This window comes from Streptomyces montanus (assembly GCF_005786655.1).
GTDB classification, from domain to species: domain Bacteria; phylum Actinomycetota; class Actinomycetes; order Streptomycetales; family Streptomycetaceae; genus Streptomyces; species Streptomyces sporangiiformans.
Window position 1 is genome coordinate 82,235 of sequence record NZ_VBZC01000038.1, and the last position, 13,750, is coordinate 95,984.

Consider the following 13,750-nt stretch of genomic DNA (forward strand, 5'->3'; position numbering starts at 1 on the left):
TCAGTCCTTCTCCCGGGTGAGGAAGCGTTGTACGAGGGAGACCGCCAGCACCAGTACGAAGAAGACGAGGGAGATCGCGGACGCGTATCCGGTCTGCTGCTGCGCGTATCCGGTCTGCACGGCCTGGTAGACGACCGTGGTGGTCGAGTCCAGGGGCCCGCCCTGCGTCATCACGCTGACCTGTGCGAACAGGCTGAACGCGGCGATCGTGATGGTGATGAGCACGAAGGTCCGGGTCGTGCGCAGGCCGGGCCAGGTCACGTATCGGAAGCGCACCCAGCGCGTGGCCCCGTCGATGTCGGCAGCCTCGTACAAATCCTGCGGGATGGTCTGGAGTCCGGCCAGCCAGATGACCATGTGGAAGCCGACGCCCTGCCAGACGGACATGAAGATGATGGCGGGCATGGCCGTGGACGGGTTGTTCAGCCAGTCCGGTCCGTGCACAACGCCGAGGGTGAGCTGCGAGATGAGCTCGTTGACCAGCCCGGTCTTCTGGTACATGAACGTCCACAGGAGGGACACCACCACCATCGAGGTGACGACCGGGATGAAGTAGACGGTGCGGAAGAAGTTGACGCCTTTGAGCTTGGCGTTGACGAGCAGCGCGAGCACCAGAGCCAGGCCGCCCTGGAGCGGGACGACGACGGCGGCGAAGTAGAAGGTGTTGCGCAGCGACTTGTAGAACAGTGGGTCGTCCAGCAGGGTGCGGAAGTTCTGCAGGCCCGTGAACTCGGCCGGGGTCGGCGACACCAGGCGGGCGTTGGTGAACGCCAGCGCGAAGGCCAGCACCACAGGGATGACGAAGAACAGCAGCAGGAGGAAAACGGCGGGACTCACCATGCCGAGGGCGGTGAGGCTTTCCCTGCGCCGTGATCGCCTACGCGTCGTCCGACGGGTCTGTGGGGCACCGGCGGTGGTGCCGGGTCGGGAGGGCAGTGAGGTCATTGTTGTACTCATGGGACATCCAGGCAGGTACGTGTCCCGGCGGGGGTGGTGGGGAGGAACCGCCTCCGCCGGGGCGGGCGGGCGCGGTCAGCTGCCGGTGGAGTAGTTGTTGGTCGACAGGTTGTTGTCGATCTGACTGACGGCCTGGTCGAGGGCGCCCTTGACATTGGCGCCGGCCAGGATGTCCCGAGCCGTCTTGGAGAACACCGTGGAGATGTAGGGGTAGGCCGGGGTGACGGGCCGGACCATCGCGAACCGCTGCGCTTCCTTGAGGAAGATGTTGAACTGACCGCCCGTTTCGTAGCCCTTCACTTGTTCCGCTGCCGCGTTGGTGGCGGGGATGGTGTTGGTGGCCTTGGCGAAGTCCACGAAGTACTTCGTCTGCCGGGAGAAGTTCAGGTACGCCTGGGCACCTTCCTTGTTGGCGCAGGTCGAGCTCATGCCCCACTGCCAGGATGCTCCGCCGATCTTCGGTCCGTCGCCGAAATCGACCGGCGGGAGGATCGCCAGGTCGCTGCCGAACTTGTCGGTGTTCGCCTGGGCGGACCAGCTGCCGTCCCACTGGATGGCGGTCCTGCCGTTGCGGAAGTCGTCGGCGGGGCTCTTGCTGGACTTCTGCGGCGCGTAGCCCTTCGTGACCATCGAGCGGAACCACTTGCCCCACTCGACGGCCTTCTCACCGTTCAGCGCGCCCTTGGCGGTCTTGTAGGCCGAGCGGTCGATCAGGTCGCCGCCGAAGCTCTGCAGCATCGGCGAGTAGGCGTACGGCCACCACTCGCCGGGGTCGCCCGTGCCGAGGTCCAGCGTGTTCTTGAACCTGCCGCTCGCCTTGATCTTGGCGAGCGCGTCCATGAACTCGGCCTTGGTCCAGGGCTTGTCGAGGGTGGGGACGCGGATGTCGTACTTCTTCAGCACCGACTTGCGGGAGTACATGGTCAGCGCGACATCGTAGAAGCCGAACGCGTAGGTCTTGTCCTGGTACGTGGCGACCGTGCTGGGCAGCTGGTCCTTCACGGCGACCTTGCCCTTGGACAGGTCCAGCGGCGCGAGGTACCCACCCCAGGCCCAGTTCGGGACGTTGGGCCCGTCGACGTCGAGGATGCACGGCAGCTTCTTGGCGGACGCCGCGGCCACCACCGAGTCGTTGTAGGAACCCTGCGGGAACGCCTGGATCTTGACCTTGTACTTGCTCTGGCCGGCGTTGAAGTCCTTGACGATCTGCTTCACCACGCCGTACTCGGCGGCGTTGCCGGCGTTGTGCGTCCACAGGGTCAGCGTGTCGCCGTCGGCGCCCGACGAGCCGGTGCTCCCACTGCCGCCGCACCCGGCCACGAGCGCCGCCGCGGCAAGGGCGGCTATGCTCGACACCGTGAGGCGCCTGGTTCTCGATTCCACTGGGTTCACTGGGGTCCTCCAATTTCACTGGGCACGGTCCTGGCAGACCGTGCCGGCGGCCGGTGTTGACGGCCGCCTGTATCGGTGGTGCTTCGCCGTTCCGGGGTCAGAGTCGGGGCGGCGAAGCGACCGATGCCCGTACCACCAGCGGGCAGGGCAGCATTTCCTGAGCAGCCGGACCGGACTCCTGGCCCGGGGCGCCTGTGAGCGCGAGCAGCTGCGCGACAGCCCGCGCCCCCATCTCGTAGTGCGGCAGGGCGACGGTGGTCAGCCCGGGGAACAAACCGTCACAGATCAGGTCCTGGTCGTCGAACCCGATGACCGACAGGTCGGCAGGGATCGACAGCCTCAGTTCGGCGGCGGCGCGGTAGACGCCCATCGCCATCCGGTCGGCGAAGCAGAACAACGCGGTGGGCCGTTCCTCCGCCCGCAGCAGTCGAAGCGCCGCCCGGTACCCGCCGGCGGCATCGGTGGTCTCCGTCACCACCAGCCGGGGGTCCTCGGCGATGTCCGCCTCGGCGAGAGCACGCCGGTAGCCCTCAAGTCGTCCGTGGGTGGCCGGGATGTCGTCGACGTTGTTGATGAAGCCGATACGGCGGTGGCCGTGGCGGACCAGCTCGCGCACCGCCGTCTGCCCGCCCAGGACCTCGTCCGGTACGACCGAGGGCACGCCGGGGTCGTCCGAGCGCGCGTCCAGCAGCACGGTGGGGACCGACCGCAGCCGCTCCGGCACCTCCACGACCCGGTGGTACATGGACGCATACAGCACGCCGTCGACCTGGCGCTGCAGCAGCAGATCGATCTCCTTGCGCTCCAGCTCCGGGTCGCCGCCGGTGTTCAGCATGAGCAGCAGCAGTCCGTGCTTGGCCGCCTCCTCCTGCGCTCCCAGGATGATCCGGCCGGCGTGCGGAGTGGTGGCGATCTGGTCGCTGACGAAGCCGATCGTGTTCGACCGCCGCAGCCGCAGCCCCCGCGCCAATCCGTTGGGCGCGTACCCCAGTTGCCGGGCCGTTTCGAGAACGCGCTGCCGGGTCTCGGGGTTGACGCGCTTGCCCTCGACCTCGTTGAGGATGTGGGAAACGGTCGTGGCCGAGACGCCGGCGGCCGCCGCCACGTCTTTGATCCCGATCCGCCTGCCCATGTTGTGCCCAATCGTTTTGGCAATTGAGTGCGGGATGAGCGTGCGCCCCACGAGGCGCCCCTGTCAACGGCTCGTTACGAACTCGTGGCCAGGCGATGCCGGTGCGAGGCGGCGGCAGGGAACGGGCGACCGCGACCCGCGTCGCGGCCCTGACCTGCTCCGTTGCCGGTCCCCATCCGCCGCAGCAGAGCGAGTTGGCGCAGCCCGCCGCAGTCGGCCGCGCATGACGGGCAAATGAGCCACCCATTGGTTACCTCGCGCCAGGGCTGTTGACGCATCGGCGGGATTGCCCTCATCATCGGGCCACTCGATGTCATCGATGACACAAGTCAACGATGACACTCCTGGCCGACGCCGTGGACACTCGCCGGCCAGGCATCACTTTTCGGTCGGTCCGCGCTGGGCAGCAGGCTCCGCTGCGCGGACGGCCGCGGCACAGGAGACACCATGAGCTCTGTACGTGTATCCCGGCATGCCCGCACACGGATGATCGCGGCGGTGGCGACCGTCTGCGCCCTGTCCGCAGCCCCGCCGGCCCCCCAGGCCGTCGCTGCCGACACCCCGCCGTACTCCGAGACCTACAGGCCCCAGTTCCACTTCACCCCGGAGAAGAATTGGATGAACGACCCCAACGGCCTCGTGTACTACAAGGGCGAGTACCACCTCTTCTACCAGTACAACCCGAACGGCAACTCCTGGGGTGACATGTCCTGGGGGCACGCGGTGAGCAAGGACCTCGTGCACTGGAAGGAGTTGCCGCTCGCCCTGTCGCACGACGACAAGGAGATGGTGTTCTCCGGCAGCGCGGTCGTCGACTGGAACAACACCACCGGGTTCGGCACGAAGGAGAACCCGCCCATGGTGGCGATCTACACCAGCGCCTACAAGAACGGCGGCAAGCAGGCCCAATCGCTCGCCTACAGCACCGACCGGGGCCGCACCTGGATCAAGTACCAGGGCAATCCCGTCCTCGACATCGGCTCCAGAGAGTTCCGTGACCCCAAGGTCCAGTGGTACGAGCCGACCAAGAGCTGGCTGATGACGGTGTCGCTGTCCACCGAGCACAAGGTGCGGTTCTACTCGTCGAAGAACCTCAAGGACTGGGACCTGCTCAGCGAGTTCGGGCCGGCCGGCGCGACCGGCGGTGTATGGGAGTGCCCCGACCTGTTCCCCCTCGCGGTCGACGGGGACGAGAACAACATCAAGTGGGTCCTGGTCGTCAACATCAACCCCGGTGGTATCGCGGGTGGCTCGGCCGCCCAGTACTTCATCGGCGACTTCGACGGCAAGAAGTTCACCGCCGAGGACAAGGGCACCTACACACCGCCCACCGGCACGGTCGTGCAGGACTTCGAGAGCACCGACTTCGGTGCGTGGACAACCACCGGCACCGCGTTCGGCGAGGGACCGACGGCCGGGGCGCTGGACGGGCAGGGAACCGTCGAAGGCTTCGACGGCAAGGGTCTCGCCAACAGCTTCCACTCGGGTGACGGCACCACCGGCACCCTCACCTCACCCGAATTCACCGTCGACAGCGGCTACTTGAACTTCAAGGTCGGCGGTGGACGGCACCCGCACGAGCCCGGAACCGTCATGGAGCAGGGACCTCCGCCCGAGGGCACGGTCCTCGCCGACTTCGAAGGCGGCAGCTACGGCGACTGGACGAAGACCGGAGACGCCTTCGGTACGGCACCGGCAGCCGGCACCCTCCCCAACCAGCAAGAGGTCTCCGGGTTTCTGGGCGACGGCCTGGTCAACACCTACCTGAACGGCGACTCGACCACCGGCACCCTCACCTCACCCGAATTCACCCTCGACAAGGACCACATCAACTTCCTCATCGGTGGCGGCAACCACCCCGCCGGCTCCGACAACCCCACCGCCGTCGAACTGCTCGTCGACGGTCAGGTGGTGCGCAGCGCGACCGGAAAGGACGGCGAAGCTCTCAACTGGGCTTCGTGGGACGTCGGCGACCTCGGCGGCAAGAAGGCGCAGATCAGGATCGTCGACGACAACGCCGGTGGCTGGGGCCACATCAACGTCGACCACATCATGCTGTCCGACACCAAGGCGCAGCCCGTCTCCCAGGAGACGTCCGTCAACCTGATCGTCGACGGCCAGGTCGTCCACAGCGCCACCGGTTCCAACAGTGAGACTCTGGACTGGGCCTCCTTCGACCTGCGTCCCTACGCCGGCAAGAAGGCACGCATCCAGATCGTCGACATGAACAGCGCCGGCTGGGGCCACCTCCTGGCCGACCAGTTCACCGCCGCCGACAGGCCCGCCAAGTCCGTCGTACAGCGCGCCGACTGGGCCGACTACGGCAAGGACTACTACGCGGCGGTGTCCTGGGAGAACGCACCGGGCGGCAAGCGGTACATGATCGGCTGGATGAACAACTGGGACTACAGCGGCGCCATCCCCACGTCCCCCTGGCGCGGCGCGCAAAGCGCCCCCCGGCAGATGGCCCTGCGCACCGTCGACGGCCGGGTCCGGCTGACGAGTGAGCCGGTCAACAGCCTGGCGTCCCTCCGGGAGAATTACCCGGCGACGGCGGCAGGCGTCACCGTCACGAGTTCCTCAAAGCCCCTGATCGGCAATGCGGCCAGGGGGAAGGCACTCGACATCGAGGCGACGTTCTCCCTCAAGGACGCCGAACGCTTCGGCCTGAAGGTGCGCACCGGCGCCGGAGGCGAGGAGACCGTCATCGGCTACGACACCACGACCCAGGAGCTGTACGTCGACCGCACCCGCTCCGGCGCGGTGGACTTCAACAGCACCTTCCCCGGCGTGCAGCGGGCGCCGCTCCAGGCCAAGAACGGCAAGGTGAAGCTGCGGATCCTCGTCGACTGGTCGTCCGTCGAGGTCTTCGGCGGCAGCGGCGAGGCGGTGATCACCGACCAGATCTTCCCCGACCCCGCGAGCCAGGGGGTGCAGGTCTTCGCCGAGAACGGCTCGGTGAAGCTGGACCGGGCCAGTGTCTGGCAGCTCGGCTCCTACCGCGACCAATGAGACGTCGGGGTCCTGCGGTGGGAGCCTGGCATGCGTCTCCCACCGCACGGCCTCAGTTGCTGATGACGGGCATGGCCCGGCGGTAGCGGGGGTCGGTCAGCTGGGAGACGAGGAAGGCGGCGATGTCCGCACGGGTCATCGCCGAGCCGACCTTGTCGTGGCCCAGGAAGCCGGACTTGATACGGCCGGTGGCGGGCTTGTCGACCGGGTTGGGGCCGGCTGCTCGCCGCGCTAGCGCGAACACGGCATCAGCCCGAGCGAGTACCGCATGCGCGAGACACGGGCGGCGACCATTCCGGCTCCGGTCGACTGAACTCCCGGACACTGTGATCAACGGGCGGCACAATGGCGTCGACGGTCCGTGCCGCTGCGGCGGCCGCGTACGCCCCGAACACATCGTGGGCGTGCAGGGAGGGGGAGACATGACGGAGACCCAGCGCCCGACAGGCAGATCGGGGCGGCTCAATACCGAGGTGGCGCACAATGCCCGGGTCTGGAACTACTGGATCGGCGGGAAAGACAACTACGAGGTCGACCAGCAGGTCGGTGAGCGGGTCGCCTCGATGTTCCCGGTGATCCGGGACGTGGCTCGCGCGGACCGCGCCTTCCTGGGCCGCACCGTCCAATTCCTGGCCGCCGACCGCGGGGTGCGGCAGTTCCTGGACATCGGCACCGGACTGCCGACCCTGGACAACACCCATGAGATCGCCCAGCGGATCGCGGCCGAGTCGCGGATCGTGTACGTCGACAACGACCCCATCATGCTCGCCCACGCCCGCGCCCTGCTGACCAGCGCCCCCGAGGGCGCCACCGCCTACATCGATGCCGACGCCCGCCACCCGGACACCATCCTCAAGGGTGCCGCGGCGACCCTCGACCTCGACCAGCCCGTCGCGGTCATGATGCTCGGCATCCTGAACTTCGTCCTCGACACCGGCCAGGCGCAGGACATCGTGCGCGAGATCCTGGCCGCGGTCCCCTCCGGAAGCTATCTCGTCCTGACCCACCCCACCACCGACGCCGACCTCGGCGGCGAGGGCAACATCGCAGCCATGACGTTCTGGAACGAGAACGCCACTCCGCCGATCACCGCCCGCAGCCGCACGGAGATCACCGCCTTCTTCGACGGCCTGGACCTCCTCGCCCCGGGTCTTGTCTCGTGCGCACACTGGCGTGCCGAGTCCGACTCCCCTGCCACGGTCCCGCAGTTCGGCGCAGTGGCCATCAAACCGTGACGCCGGATCCCTTGCTGCCTCAACCGACCGCGCGGCGGGCGGCCACTTCCTGCGTGAGCTGGGGAGCCACCGTGAACAGGTCGCCCACCACGCCGTAGTCGGCGAGGTCGAGGATCGGGGCCTCCGGGTCCTTGTTGACCGCGACGATCGTCTTGGAGGTCTGCATCCCGGCGAGGTGCTGGATGGCCCCGGAGATGCCCAGGGCGATGTACAGCTGGGGAGAGACGGACTTGCCGGTCTGCCCGACCTGGAACTGGTGCGGGTAGTAGCCCGCGTCCACCGCGGCGCGCGAGGCGCCCACCGCGCCTCGCAGGGCGTCGGCCAGCTCCTCCACCACCTTGAAGCCGTCCGTTCCTCCGACACCGCGGCCTCCGGAGACGACGACCGCCGCCTCGGTGAGCCCAGGTCGGTCGCCCGCGGGCGCGGCGCGCCGGGCGGTGATACGGGCGGACGCCGCGGGGTCGACCGTCGGCAGGGCGAGTGTCCGCTCCACGGCTTCCCCGGGATGTTCCTCGGGCTCGAAGGCTCCCGGGCGCACGGTGATCACGGGTATGCCATGGGTGGCCTGGGAGCGCACGGTGTACGACCCCCCGAAGACGATCTGGGTGACCACCCCGGACGAGTCCAGGTCGACCGCGTCGATCAGCAGCCCGGCGTCCAGCCGCGCGGCGAGACGCGCGGCCACCTCCCGGCCGTCCGTCGTGGAGGAGACCAGAACGGCGGCTGGAGACGTTTCACGGACCGCGAGTTCCAGGGCGTCGACGGCGGGCGTGACGAGAAACGCGGCCGCGTCGGTGGATTCCGCCGCGTGGACGCTTGTGGCGCCGTGGCGTGCGAGCGATCGCCTGAGGCGCGCCGCTGTGCCGGGGGTTCCGACGACGACGGCGGCCGGGTCCCCCAATCGCCGTGCGGCGGCCAGGAGTTCATATGTGGATGTGTTGACATGATCCCCGTCGTGGTCGACGAGTACGAGGACATAGGGCATGGGCCTGTTTTCCTGGTCGGGCGGTTCAGACGAGCTTCTGGGCGATCAGGTATGCGGCGAGCTGCCGGCCGGCCGAGCCGTCGTCCGCGATGCGGGTTCCGGCGGCTCGCGGGGGACGCGGTACGGCCTCCACGACGCGAGTGCGGGTCACCAGGAATCCGGCCGCGTCGGGGAACAGGTCGTCGAGGTCGACCGTGTCCACCGGCTTCTTCTTGGCGGCCATGATCCCCTTGAACGAGGGGTAGCGCGGCTCGTTGATCTTCTCGGTGACGCTGACCAGCGCGGGCAGCGGTGCGTCCAGCGTCGCTTCGCCGTTCTCGGTCTCGCGTTCGGCGCGCACCCGGCCCGCGTCCGCGTCCACGCCGAGCTTGCGCACATGGGTCAGTTGCGGCAGGGCGAGCAGGTCCGCGACGACGGCGGGGACCGCGCTCGCCTGTCCGTCGGTGGTCGCGTTGCCCGCCAGCACCAGGTCGACGTCCGTCACGGTCCGTACAGCGGCCGCCAGGACCCTCGCGGTGGTCAGTACGTCGGCTCCGTGCAACCTGTCGTCGCAGATGTGGATCCCCCGGTCGCCGCCCATCGCCAGGACCCTGCGGATGGCGTCGAGTGCGGAGTCGGGTCCCATGGAGACGACGGTGATGTGGGCGTCCGCCGTCTCCTTCAGCGCCAGGGCCTCTTCGGCGGCCCGCTCGTTGATCTCGTCCAGGACGAGGTCGGCGTCCTCGCGGTCGAGGGTGTGGTCGGCCTGGGACAGGGTGCGTTCCGCGCCGGTGTCCGGGACCTGCTTGACGAGTACGACGATGTTCACGGGCGTCTTCTTTCAGCAATCAGTGATCAGCGGAACGCCGGCTGTCCGGTGATCGCCTGCCCGACGACCAGGGTGTGCATCTCGCTGGTGCCTTCGTAGGTCAGGACGGACTCCAGGTTGTTGGCGTGGCGCAGCGGTGAGTACTCCAGGGAGATGCCGTTGGCCCCCAAGATGGTGCGGCACTCCCGCGCGATGGCGATCGCCTCCCGGACGTTGTTGAGCTTGCCGACGCTGATTTGTTCGGGCCTGATGCGGTGCTGGTCCTTGAGCCGGCCCAGATGCACGGCGATCAGTGCGGCGCTGCCCAGGGACACGCTCATGTCGGCGAGCTTCTTCTGGGTGAGCTGGAAGGCGCTGATCGGCTTGTCGAACTGCACGCGGGAGTCGGCGTATTCGATGGCTGCCTGAATGCAGTCGCGGGCCGCGCCGACCGCGCCGAACAGGATGCCGAAGCGGGCCTCGTTCAGGCAGGACAGCGGTCCGCGCAGGCCCTCAGCGAGCGGCAGCCGCGCCGAGTCGGGCAGCCGTACGTTGTCGAAGTACAGCTCCGAGGTGATGGACGCGCGCAGCGACATCTTCTGTTTGATGTCCTGCGTGGTGAAGCCGGGCGTCCCGCGCGGCACGAGGAAGCCGCGAACGCCGTCCTCGGTCTGCGCCCAGACGGTGGCCACGTCGGCGATGCCGCCGTTGGTGATCCACATCTTGGAGCCGTTCAGGATCCAGTCGTCGCCGTCGCGGACGGCCCTGGTGCGCATCCCGGAGGGGTTGCTGCCGAAGTCGGGCTCGGTCAGGCCGAAGCAGCCGATCGCCTCACCGGCGGCGAGCCGGGGCAGCCACTCCTGCTTCTGCTCCTCCGAGCCCCACTTCCAGATGGAGAACATCGACAGCGAGCCCTGCACGGAGACGAAGCTGCGGAAGCCGGAGTCCGCCGCCTCCAGCTCCAGACAGGCCAGTCCGTAGCTGACGGCGTTGGTGCCTGCGCAGCCGTACCCTTCGAGGTGCATGCCGAGGACGCCCAACTTGCCGAGCTCCGGGGCGAGTTCGCGGGCGAAGTGCGCGTTCTCGAACCATTCTCCGATGTGCGGGCGCACCCGGTCGGCAAGGAACTTGGCGACGGTGGCCTGGATCTCGCGTTCCTCGTCGGTGAGGGTGGAGGAGAGGTCGAGGAGGTCGAGAGGATCCTTCATCGGCTTGCGGCTCATCGTGGGCCCCTTGTGGTTGCGGTGGTGGCGGTAGTTGCGATGGTGGCGGTAGTTGCGGTGGTCGGGCGGGTCGTGGTGCCTGCGCCAAGAACGGTCATGTGACCGCTCCGTACAGGGCGGAGGTGTGGTCGGAAGCGCGGTCCCGTCACCACCAGCGCTCCAAAGGCGGTGCGGGGCAGGTGAGTTCGACGACGGGCAGGCCCTGACCGAGGGGGGCTACGGCCCGTACGACACTCACTCTTGCCCCGACCGCGACCATGACCGGCGCCGTCCCGGTGACCTGGCAGAGCAGGTTGAAGCCCTCGTCCATCGCGACGAACCACGTGTGGTGCTGGGCGTGGCCGATGCGGCGAACGGCGACCCCGACGCCCGCGCTGCGCTCCCGTTCGAAGGCCCTGGACCCGCAGGCATGGCAGAACGAACGGCGGTAGGCCGGGGTGCCGCACCAGAGACAGCGCTGGAAGAATAGTTCGCCGCAGACCACCGGCGCGGTCGGCATGGCGGGCGCGGTCGTGGCGACGGCAGCCACGTCGTGGTCTTCCCGGAGCTCGGTGTGTTCACGGGTGTCTGTCTGAAGCATCACGGCCTCCTGAGCATCACGGCCTCCTGAGCTCAGTTCGGCGACCGAGAACGGGTGATCGGAATCCGGTATGGCTCCACCACCCTGGCCCTGCCGCGGAGCGCCGGTCAACGACGAGCTGACGCATCTTTGTGCGCGGAAAGCGTTCCATTCACTGAGGTCAGAGCCGGTTTCCCACCGCTACTCTCACAGTGGAGCCTTGGTCGCGAGCGGGTCCGGCTCCTGTCCGACGCCCCGGGCGGGCACAGCCTGTCCACAGCGTCCTGAGACAGAGTCGAGGGATGACTGGCACCTTTGTGGCTCGCGAAGGCATGGTTCGTGTGCTGATCGTCGACGACGAGCCCGAGCTCACCGAGTTGTTGTCCGCGGCCGTCACCGAGGCGGGATGGCGGCCGTTCACGGCGGAGGACGGGCGCAGCGCGCTGCGGCTGGCGCGCGGTTGCGCCCCGCACGTCGTCGTCCTCGACGGGATGCTGCCCGACGTGGACGGCGTTCAGGTACTGCGCAGTCTCAGGCGCGAGATCGCGCGGCTTCCCGTGCTCATGCTCACCGCCCGTGCTGAGTCGGGCGCATCATCGGTTCACGGTCATCACGAGGGCCGCACCCACCCGGGCGCGGCCCTCGTGCGTTGTCCCGTGGTCGACTCCTCAACCGCGTTGCGCTTGGCGCACGTGGCTCAGGACGAAGGGTCCGGGTTCTGGCCGCGGCGCAGTGCGCGGGAGCACCAGCCGATGACCACAGCGTTGACCACCGCCCCGAGAACGACGGCGACGACGAGCATCGCTTCGTGGTCCGGCAGCAGAAGCAGCACGAGGCTGAACGGCGCGGTGGCGAGCAGCGGGATGACACCCGCCATGGACTCGTCCGAGCTGTCGCCGGCGGTCACCACGAGCGCCCACACGAGCAGGGCGGCGCAGGCCGCGAGGTAGACGCGGGCGACGACGTCGCTGAGTGCGTGGCGCAGACGGCGGAGAAGGGAGCGGCCGGAACCGGTCACGACGGTGGACTCCTCGATTGTGGTGGTCATGGTGTGTGGGTGCCGGGTGGGTTCGGGCGGGCGAGGCCGAGGTCGTACGCCAGGATCGTGGCCTGCACGCGGTCGCGCAGCCCGAGCTTGCGCAGGAGCGCGTTCACATGGGACTTCACGGTGCCGACGGTGATGCCGAGTTCCTCGGCGATCTCCGCGTTGTTCAGCCCGGACGCGACCAGGGAGAGGACGAACCGTTCGCGTTCGGTCAGGCTCTCCAGCGCGCGGGGACCACCCTCGACCCGGAATCCGGTGCCCGCTCCGGACGCGTAGTGGCCGATGAGCCGACGGGTCGCGGACGGGGCGAGCACGCTCTCGCCGGCGGCCACCACCCGGATGCCGTGCAGCAGTTCGGAGGCATGCACGTCCTTGAGCAGGAAACCGGAGGCGCCGGCCCGCAGCGCGTCGAAGACGTACGCGTCGAGGTCGAAGGTGGTCAGCACCAGGACACGGGGCGCGTTCTCCCGGCCCGTGATGATCCGGGTGGCGGCGATCCCGTCCAGTTCGGGCATCCGGACGTCCATGACGATCACGTCGGGTGCCAGCTCCTCGGCGAGACGTACCGCCGCGGCGCCGTCGCCGGCCTCGCCGACGACCGTCATGTCCTCCTCGGCGTCGATCACGGCGGCGAATCCCGCCCGTACGATGCCCTGGTCGTCGACGACCAGCACGCTGAGGCTCATCGTTCCCTCTCCTCCTCGTCGTCGCCCTGCTCGACAACCGGCGCGACGGCGGTCGGGGGTCCGTCCCCGCGGGCGGGTCCGCCGTCGGCCCCCTCCGCGTCGGCCCTGGCCGTCCCGCCCGGAGCGAGGGGCAGCCGGAGGCGGACCGTACCCGTCGGACCGGTGGTCAGGGTCCCGCCGAGCGCCGCGACCCGCGCCGCTAGCCGTTCCCGTACGGCGGGGCGGGCGGAGTGAGGCACCCCGGTGGCCGTGAGCGTCAACTTGTCGTCGTCCGCGTCGAGTTCGAGCACCGCAGGCTCCTCGCCGCCGGCCGCGAGTACCGTCTCGGCGGCATGGTAGGCGGCCAGGTCCACCACGGTGGGCAGCCGCTCCGGCACACGGTCGGTCAGCCGTATCTCGACGTCGCGGCCGGTGGCCCGGCAGTGATGGGCGAGCAGGTCGAGAGCCTGGAGGGTGGGCTGCGGCCGCAGTTCGCGCTCCGTCTCGCCCTCCCGGACCGTGTCGAGCAGGGCGCGCATCGCGGCCAGGGCCTCGCGGGCGCGTTCGGCGGTCGCGTCGAGCCGGCCCGCCTCCGCCTCCGCGACCATGTCGGCGGTGCGCGCCAGCACGGTGGTCTCCAGCCCGGCGGCGATCCGGCGGCGCTCGGCCCACGCGTCCCGGACGGCCTCCTCGGTCCAGGCGGCGAGGCGTTCCTCGCGCGTCCCCCGGGCGGCCCGGTCGCGCCGCCCGCGCAGGGC

General features: G+C 69.0%; 12 protein-coding genes and 2 pseudogenes. 3 read left to right on the forward strand and 11 right to left on the reverse strand.

The window, feature by feature from the left end:
* The 3 genes from FE633_RS29900 to FE633_RS29910 form a co-directional block, all read right to left on the reverse strand.
* Positions 1–840, reverse strand: a complete 840-nt coding sequence (locus FE633_RS29900; RefSeq protein ID WP_246113893.1) for a carbohydrate ABC transporter permease — start codon at positions 838–840, stop codon at positions 1–3.
* Between the two features lie 192 nt (positions 841–1,032).
* On the reverse strand, positions 1,033–2,313 hold the full coding sequence (locus FE633_RS29905; RefSeq protein WP_246113894.1) for an extracellular solute-binding protein: 1,281 nt from the start codon (positions 2,311–2,313) through the stop codon (positions 1,033–1,035).
* Between the two features lie 133 nt (positions 2,314–2,446).
* Positions 2,447–3,481 (reverse strand): LacI family DNA-binding transcriptional regulator, encoded by a 1,035-nt coding sequence (locus FE633_RS29910; RefSeq protein ID WP_138048293.1) that lies wholly within the window; start codon positions 3,479–3,481, stop codon positions 2,447–2,449.
* 447 nt (positions 3,482–3,928) lie between these two features.
* On the opposite strand from FE633_RS29910, the gene FE633_RS29915 reads away from it, so the two are divergent.
* A complete protein-coding gene (locus FE633_RS29915; protein WP_138048294.1) occupies positions 3,929–6,493 on the forward strand; it encodes a glycoside hydrolase family 32 protein in 2,565 nt (854 codons plus the stop codon).
* A gap of 52 nt (positions 6,494–6,545) precedes the next feature.
* Here FE633_RS29915 and FE633_RS29920 read toward each other — a convergent pair whose 3' ends face one another.
* Positions 6,546–6,737 (reverse strand): NAD(P)-dependent oxidoreductase, encoded by a 192-nt coding sequence (locus tag FE633_RS29920; protein ID WP_246113895.1) that lies wholly within the window; start codon positions 6,735–6,737, stop codon positions 6,546–6,548.
* A 178-nt stretch (positions 6,738–6,915) separates the two neighbouring features.
* Here FE633_RS29920 and FE633_RS29925 point away from each other — a divergent pair, with 178 nt between their 5' ends.
* On the forward strand, positions 6,916–7,728 hold the full coding sequence (locus FE633_RS29925; RefSeq protein WP_138048295.1) for an SAM-dependent methyltransferase: 813 nt from the start codon (positions 6,916–6,918) through the stop codon (positions 7,726–7,728).
* Between the two features lie 19 nt (positions 7,729–7,747).
* Here the strand turns inward: FE633_RS29925 and FE633_RS29930 are convergent, their stop codons facing one another.
* From FE633_RS29930 to FE633_RS29945, 4 genes are all read right to left on the reverse strand, one after another.
* Positions 7,748–8,713: an electron transfer flavoprotein subunit alpha/FixB family protein gene (locus FE633_RS29930; protein WP_138048296.1), complete on the reverse strand. Its 966-nt coding sequence runs from the start codon at positions 8,711–8,713 to the stop codon at positions 7,748–7,750.
* A gap of 25 nt (positions 8,714–8,738) precedes the next feature.
* The gene (locus tag FE633_RS29935) at positions 8,739–9,521 is read right to left on the reverse strand and encodes an electron transfer flavoprotein subunit beta/FixA family protein (RefSeq protein WP_138048297.1); all 783 of its coding nucleotides are present in this window, start codon (positions 9,519–9,521) and stop codon (positions 8,739–8,741) included.
* A 26-nt stretch (positions 9,522–9,547) separates the two neighbouring features.
* On the reverse strand, positions 9,548–10,723 hold the full coding sequence (locus FE633_RS29940; protein WP_246113896.1) for an acyl-CoA dehydrogenase family protein: 1,176 nt from the start codon (positions 10,721–10,723) through the stop codon (positions 9,548–9,550).
* Between the two features lie 145 nt (positions 10,724–10,868).
* The gene (locus FE633_RS29945) at positions 10,869–11,303 is read right to left on the reverse strand and encodes a Zn-ribbon domain-containing OB-fold protein (RefSeq protein ID WP_138048298.1); all 435 of its coding nucleotides are present in this window, start codon (positions 11,301–11,303) and stop codon (positions 10,869–10,871) included.
* Positions 11,304–11,584: 281 nt separating this feature from the next.
* On the opposite strand from FE633_RS29945, the pseudogene FE633_RS29950 reads away from it, so the two are divergent.
* Positions 11,585–11,860, forward strand: a pseudogene (locus FE633_RS29950) (response regulator); the annotation flags it as partial.
* A gap of 119 nt (positions 11,861–11,979) precedes the next feature.
* Here the strand turns inward: FE633_RS29950 and FE633_RS29955 are convergent.
* The 3 genes and pseudogenes from FE633_RS29955 to FE633_RS29965 all read right to left on the reverse strand — a co-directional run.
* Positions 11,980–12,330, reverse strand: a complete 351-nt coding sequence (locus FE633_RS29955) for an SCO4225 family membrane protein (protein WP_171060172.1) — start codon at positions 12,328–12,330, stop codon at positions 11,980–11,982.
* Complete coding sequence (locus tag FE633_RS29960) at positions 12,327–13,013, reverse strand: response regulator (RefSeq protein WP_138048299.1); 687 nt, start codon at positions 13,011–13,013, stop codon at positions 12,327–12,329. The genes FE633_RS29955 and FE633_RS29960 overlap by 4 nt, the downstream gene beginning before the upstream one ends.
* A pseudogene (locus tag FE633_RS29965) lies at positions 13,010–13,750 on the reverse strand (histidine kinase); the annotation flags it as partial. The pseudogene FE633_RS29965 and the gene FE633_RS29960, both read right to left, overlap by 4 nt.

What these genes read in the sequence shown, in the direction of transcription:
- FE633_RS29900 (WP_246113893.1), bottom strand. Translation starts at nt 840, where the DNA reads ATGGTGAGTCCCGCCGTTTTCCTCCTGCTGCTGTTCTTCGTCATCCCT.
- FE633_RS29910 (WP_138048293.1), bottom strand. Translation starts at nt 3,481, where the DNA reads ATGGGCAGGCGGATCGGGATCAAAGACGTGGCGGCGGCCGCCGGCGTC.
- FE633_RS29915 (WP_138048294.1), top strand. Translation starts at nt 3,929, where the DNA reads ATGAGCTCTGTACGTGTATCCCGGCATGCCCGCACACGGATGATCGCG.
- FE633_RS29925 (WP_138048295.1), top strand. Translation starts at nt 6,916, where the DNA reads ATGACGGAGACCCAGCGCCCGACAGGCAGATCGGGGCGGCTCAATACC.
- FE633_RS29930 (WP_138048296.1), bottom strand. Translation starts at nt 8,713, where the DNA reads ATGCCCTATGTCCTCGTACTCGTCGACCACGACGGGGATCATGTCAAC.
- FE633_RS29940 (WP_246113896.1), bottom strand. Translation starts at nt 10,723, where the DNA reads ATGAGCCGCAAGCCGATGAAGGATCCTCTCGACCTCCTCGACCTCTCC.
- FE633_RS29945 (WP_138048298.1), bottom strand. Translation starts at nt 11,303, where the DNA reads ATGCTTCAGACAGACACCCGTGAACACACCGAGCTCCGGGAAGACCAC.
- FE633_RS29955 (WP_171060172.1), bottom strand. Translation starts at nt 12,330, where the DNA reads ATGACCACCACAATCGAGGAGTCCACCGTCGTGACCGGTTCCGGCCGC.
- FE633_RS29960 (WP_138048299.1), bottom strand. Translation starts at nt 13,013, where the DNA reads ATGAGCCTCAGCGTGCTGGTCGTCGACGACCAGGGCATCGTACGGGCG.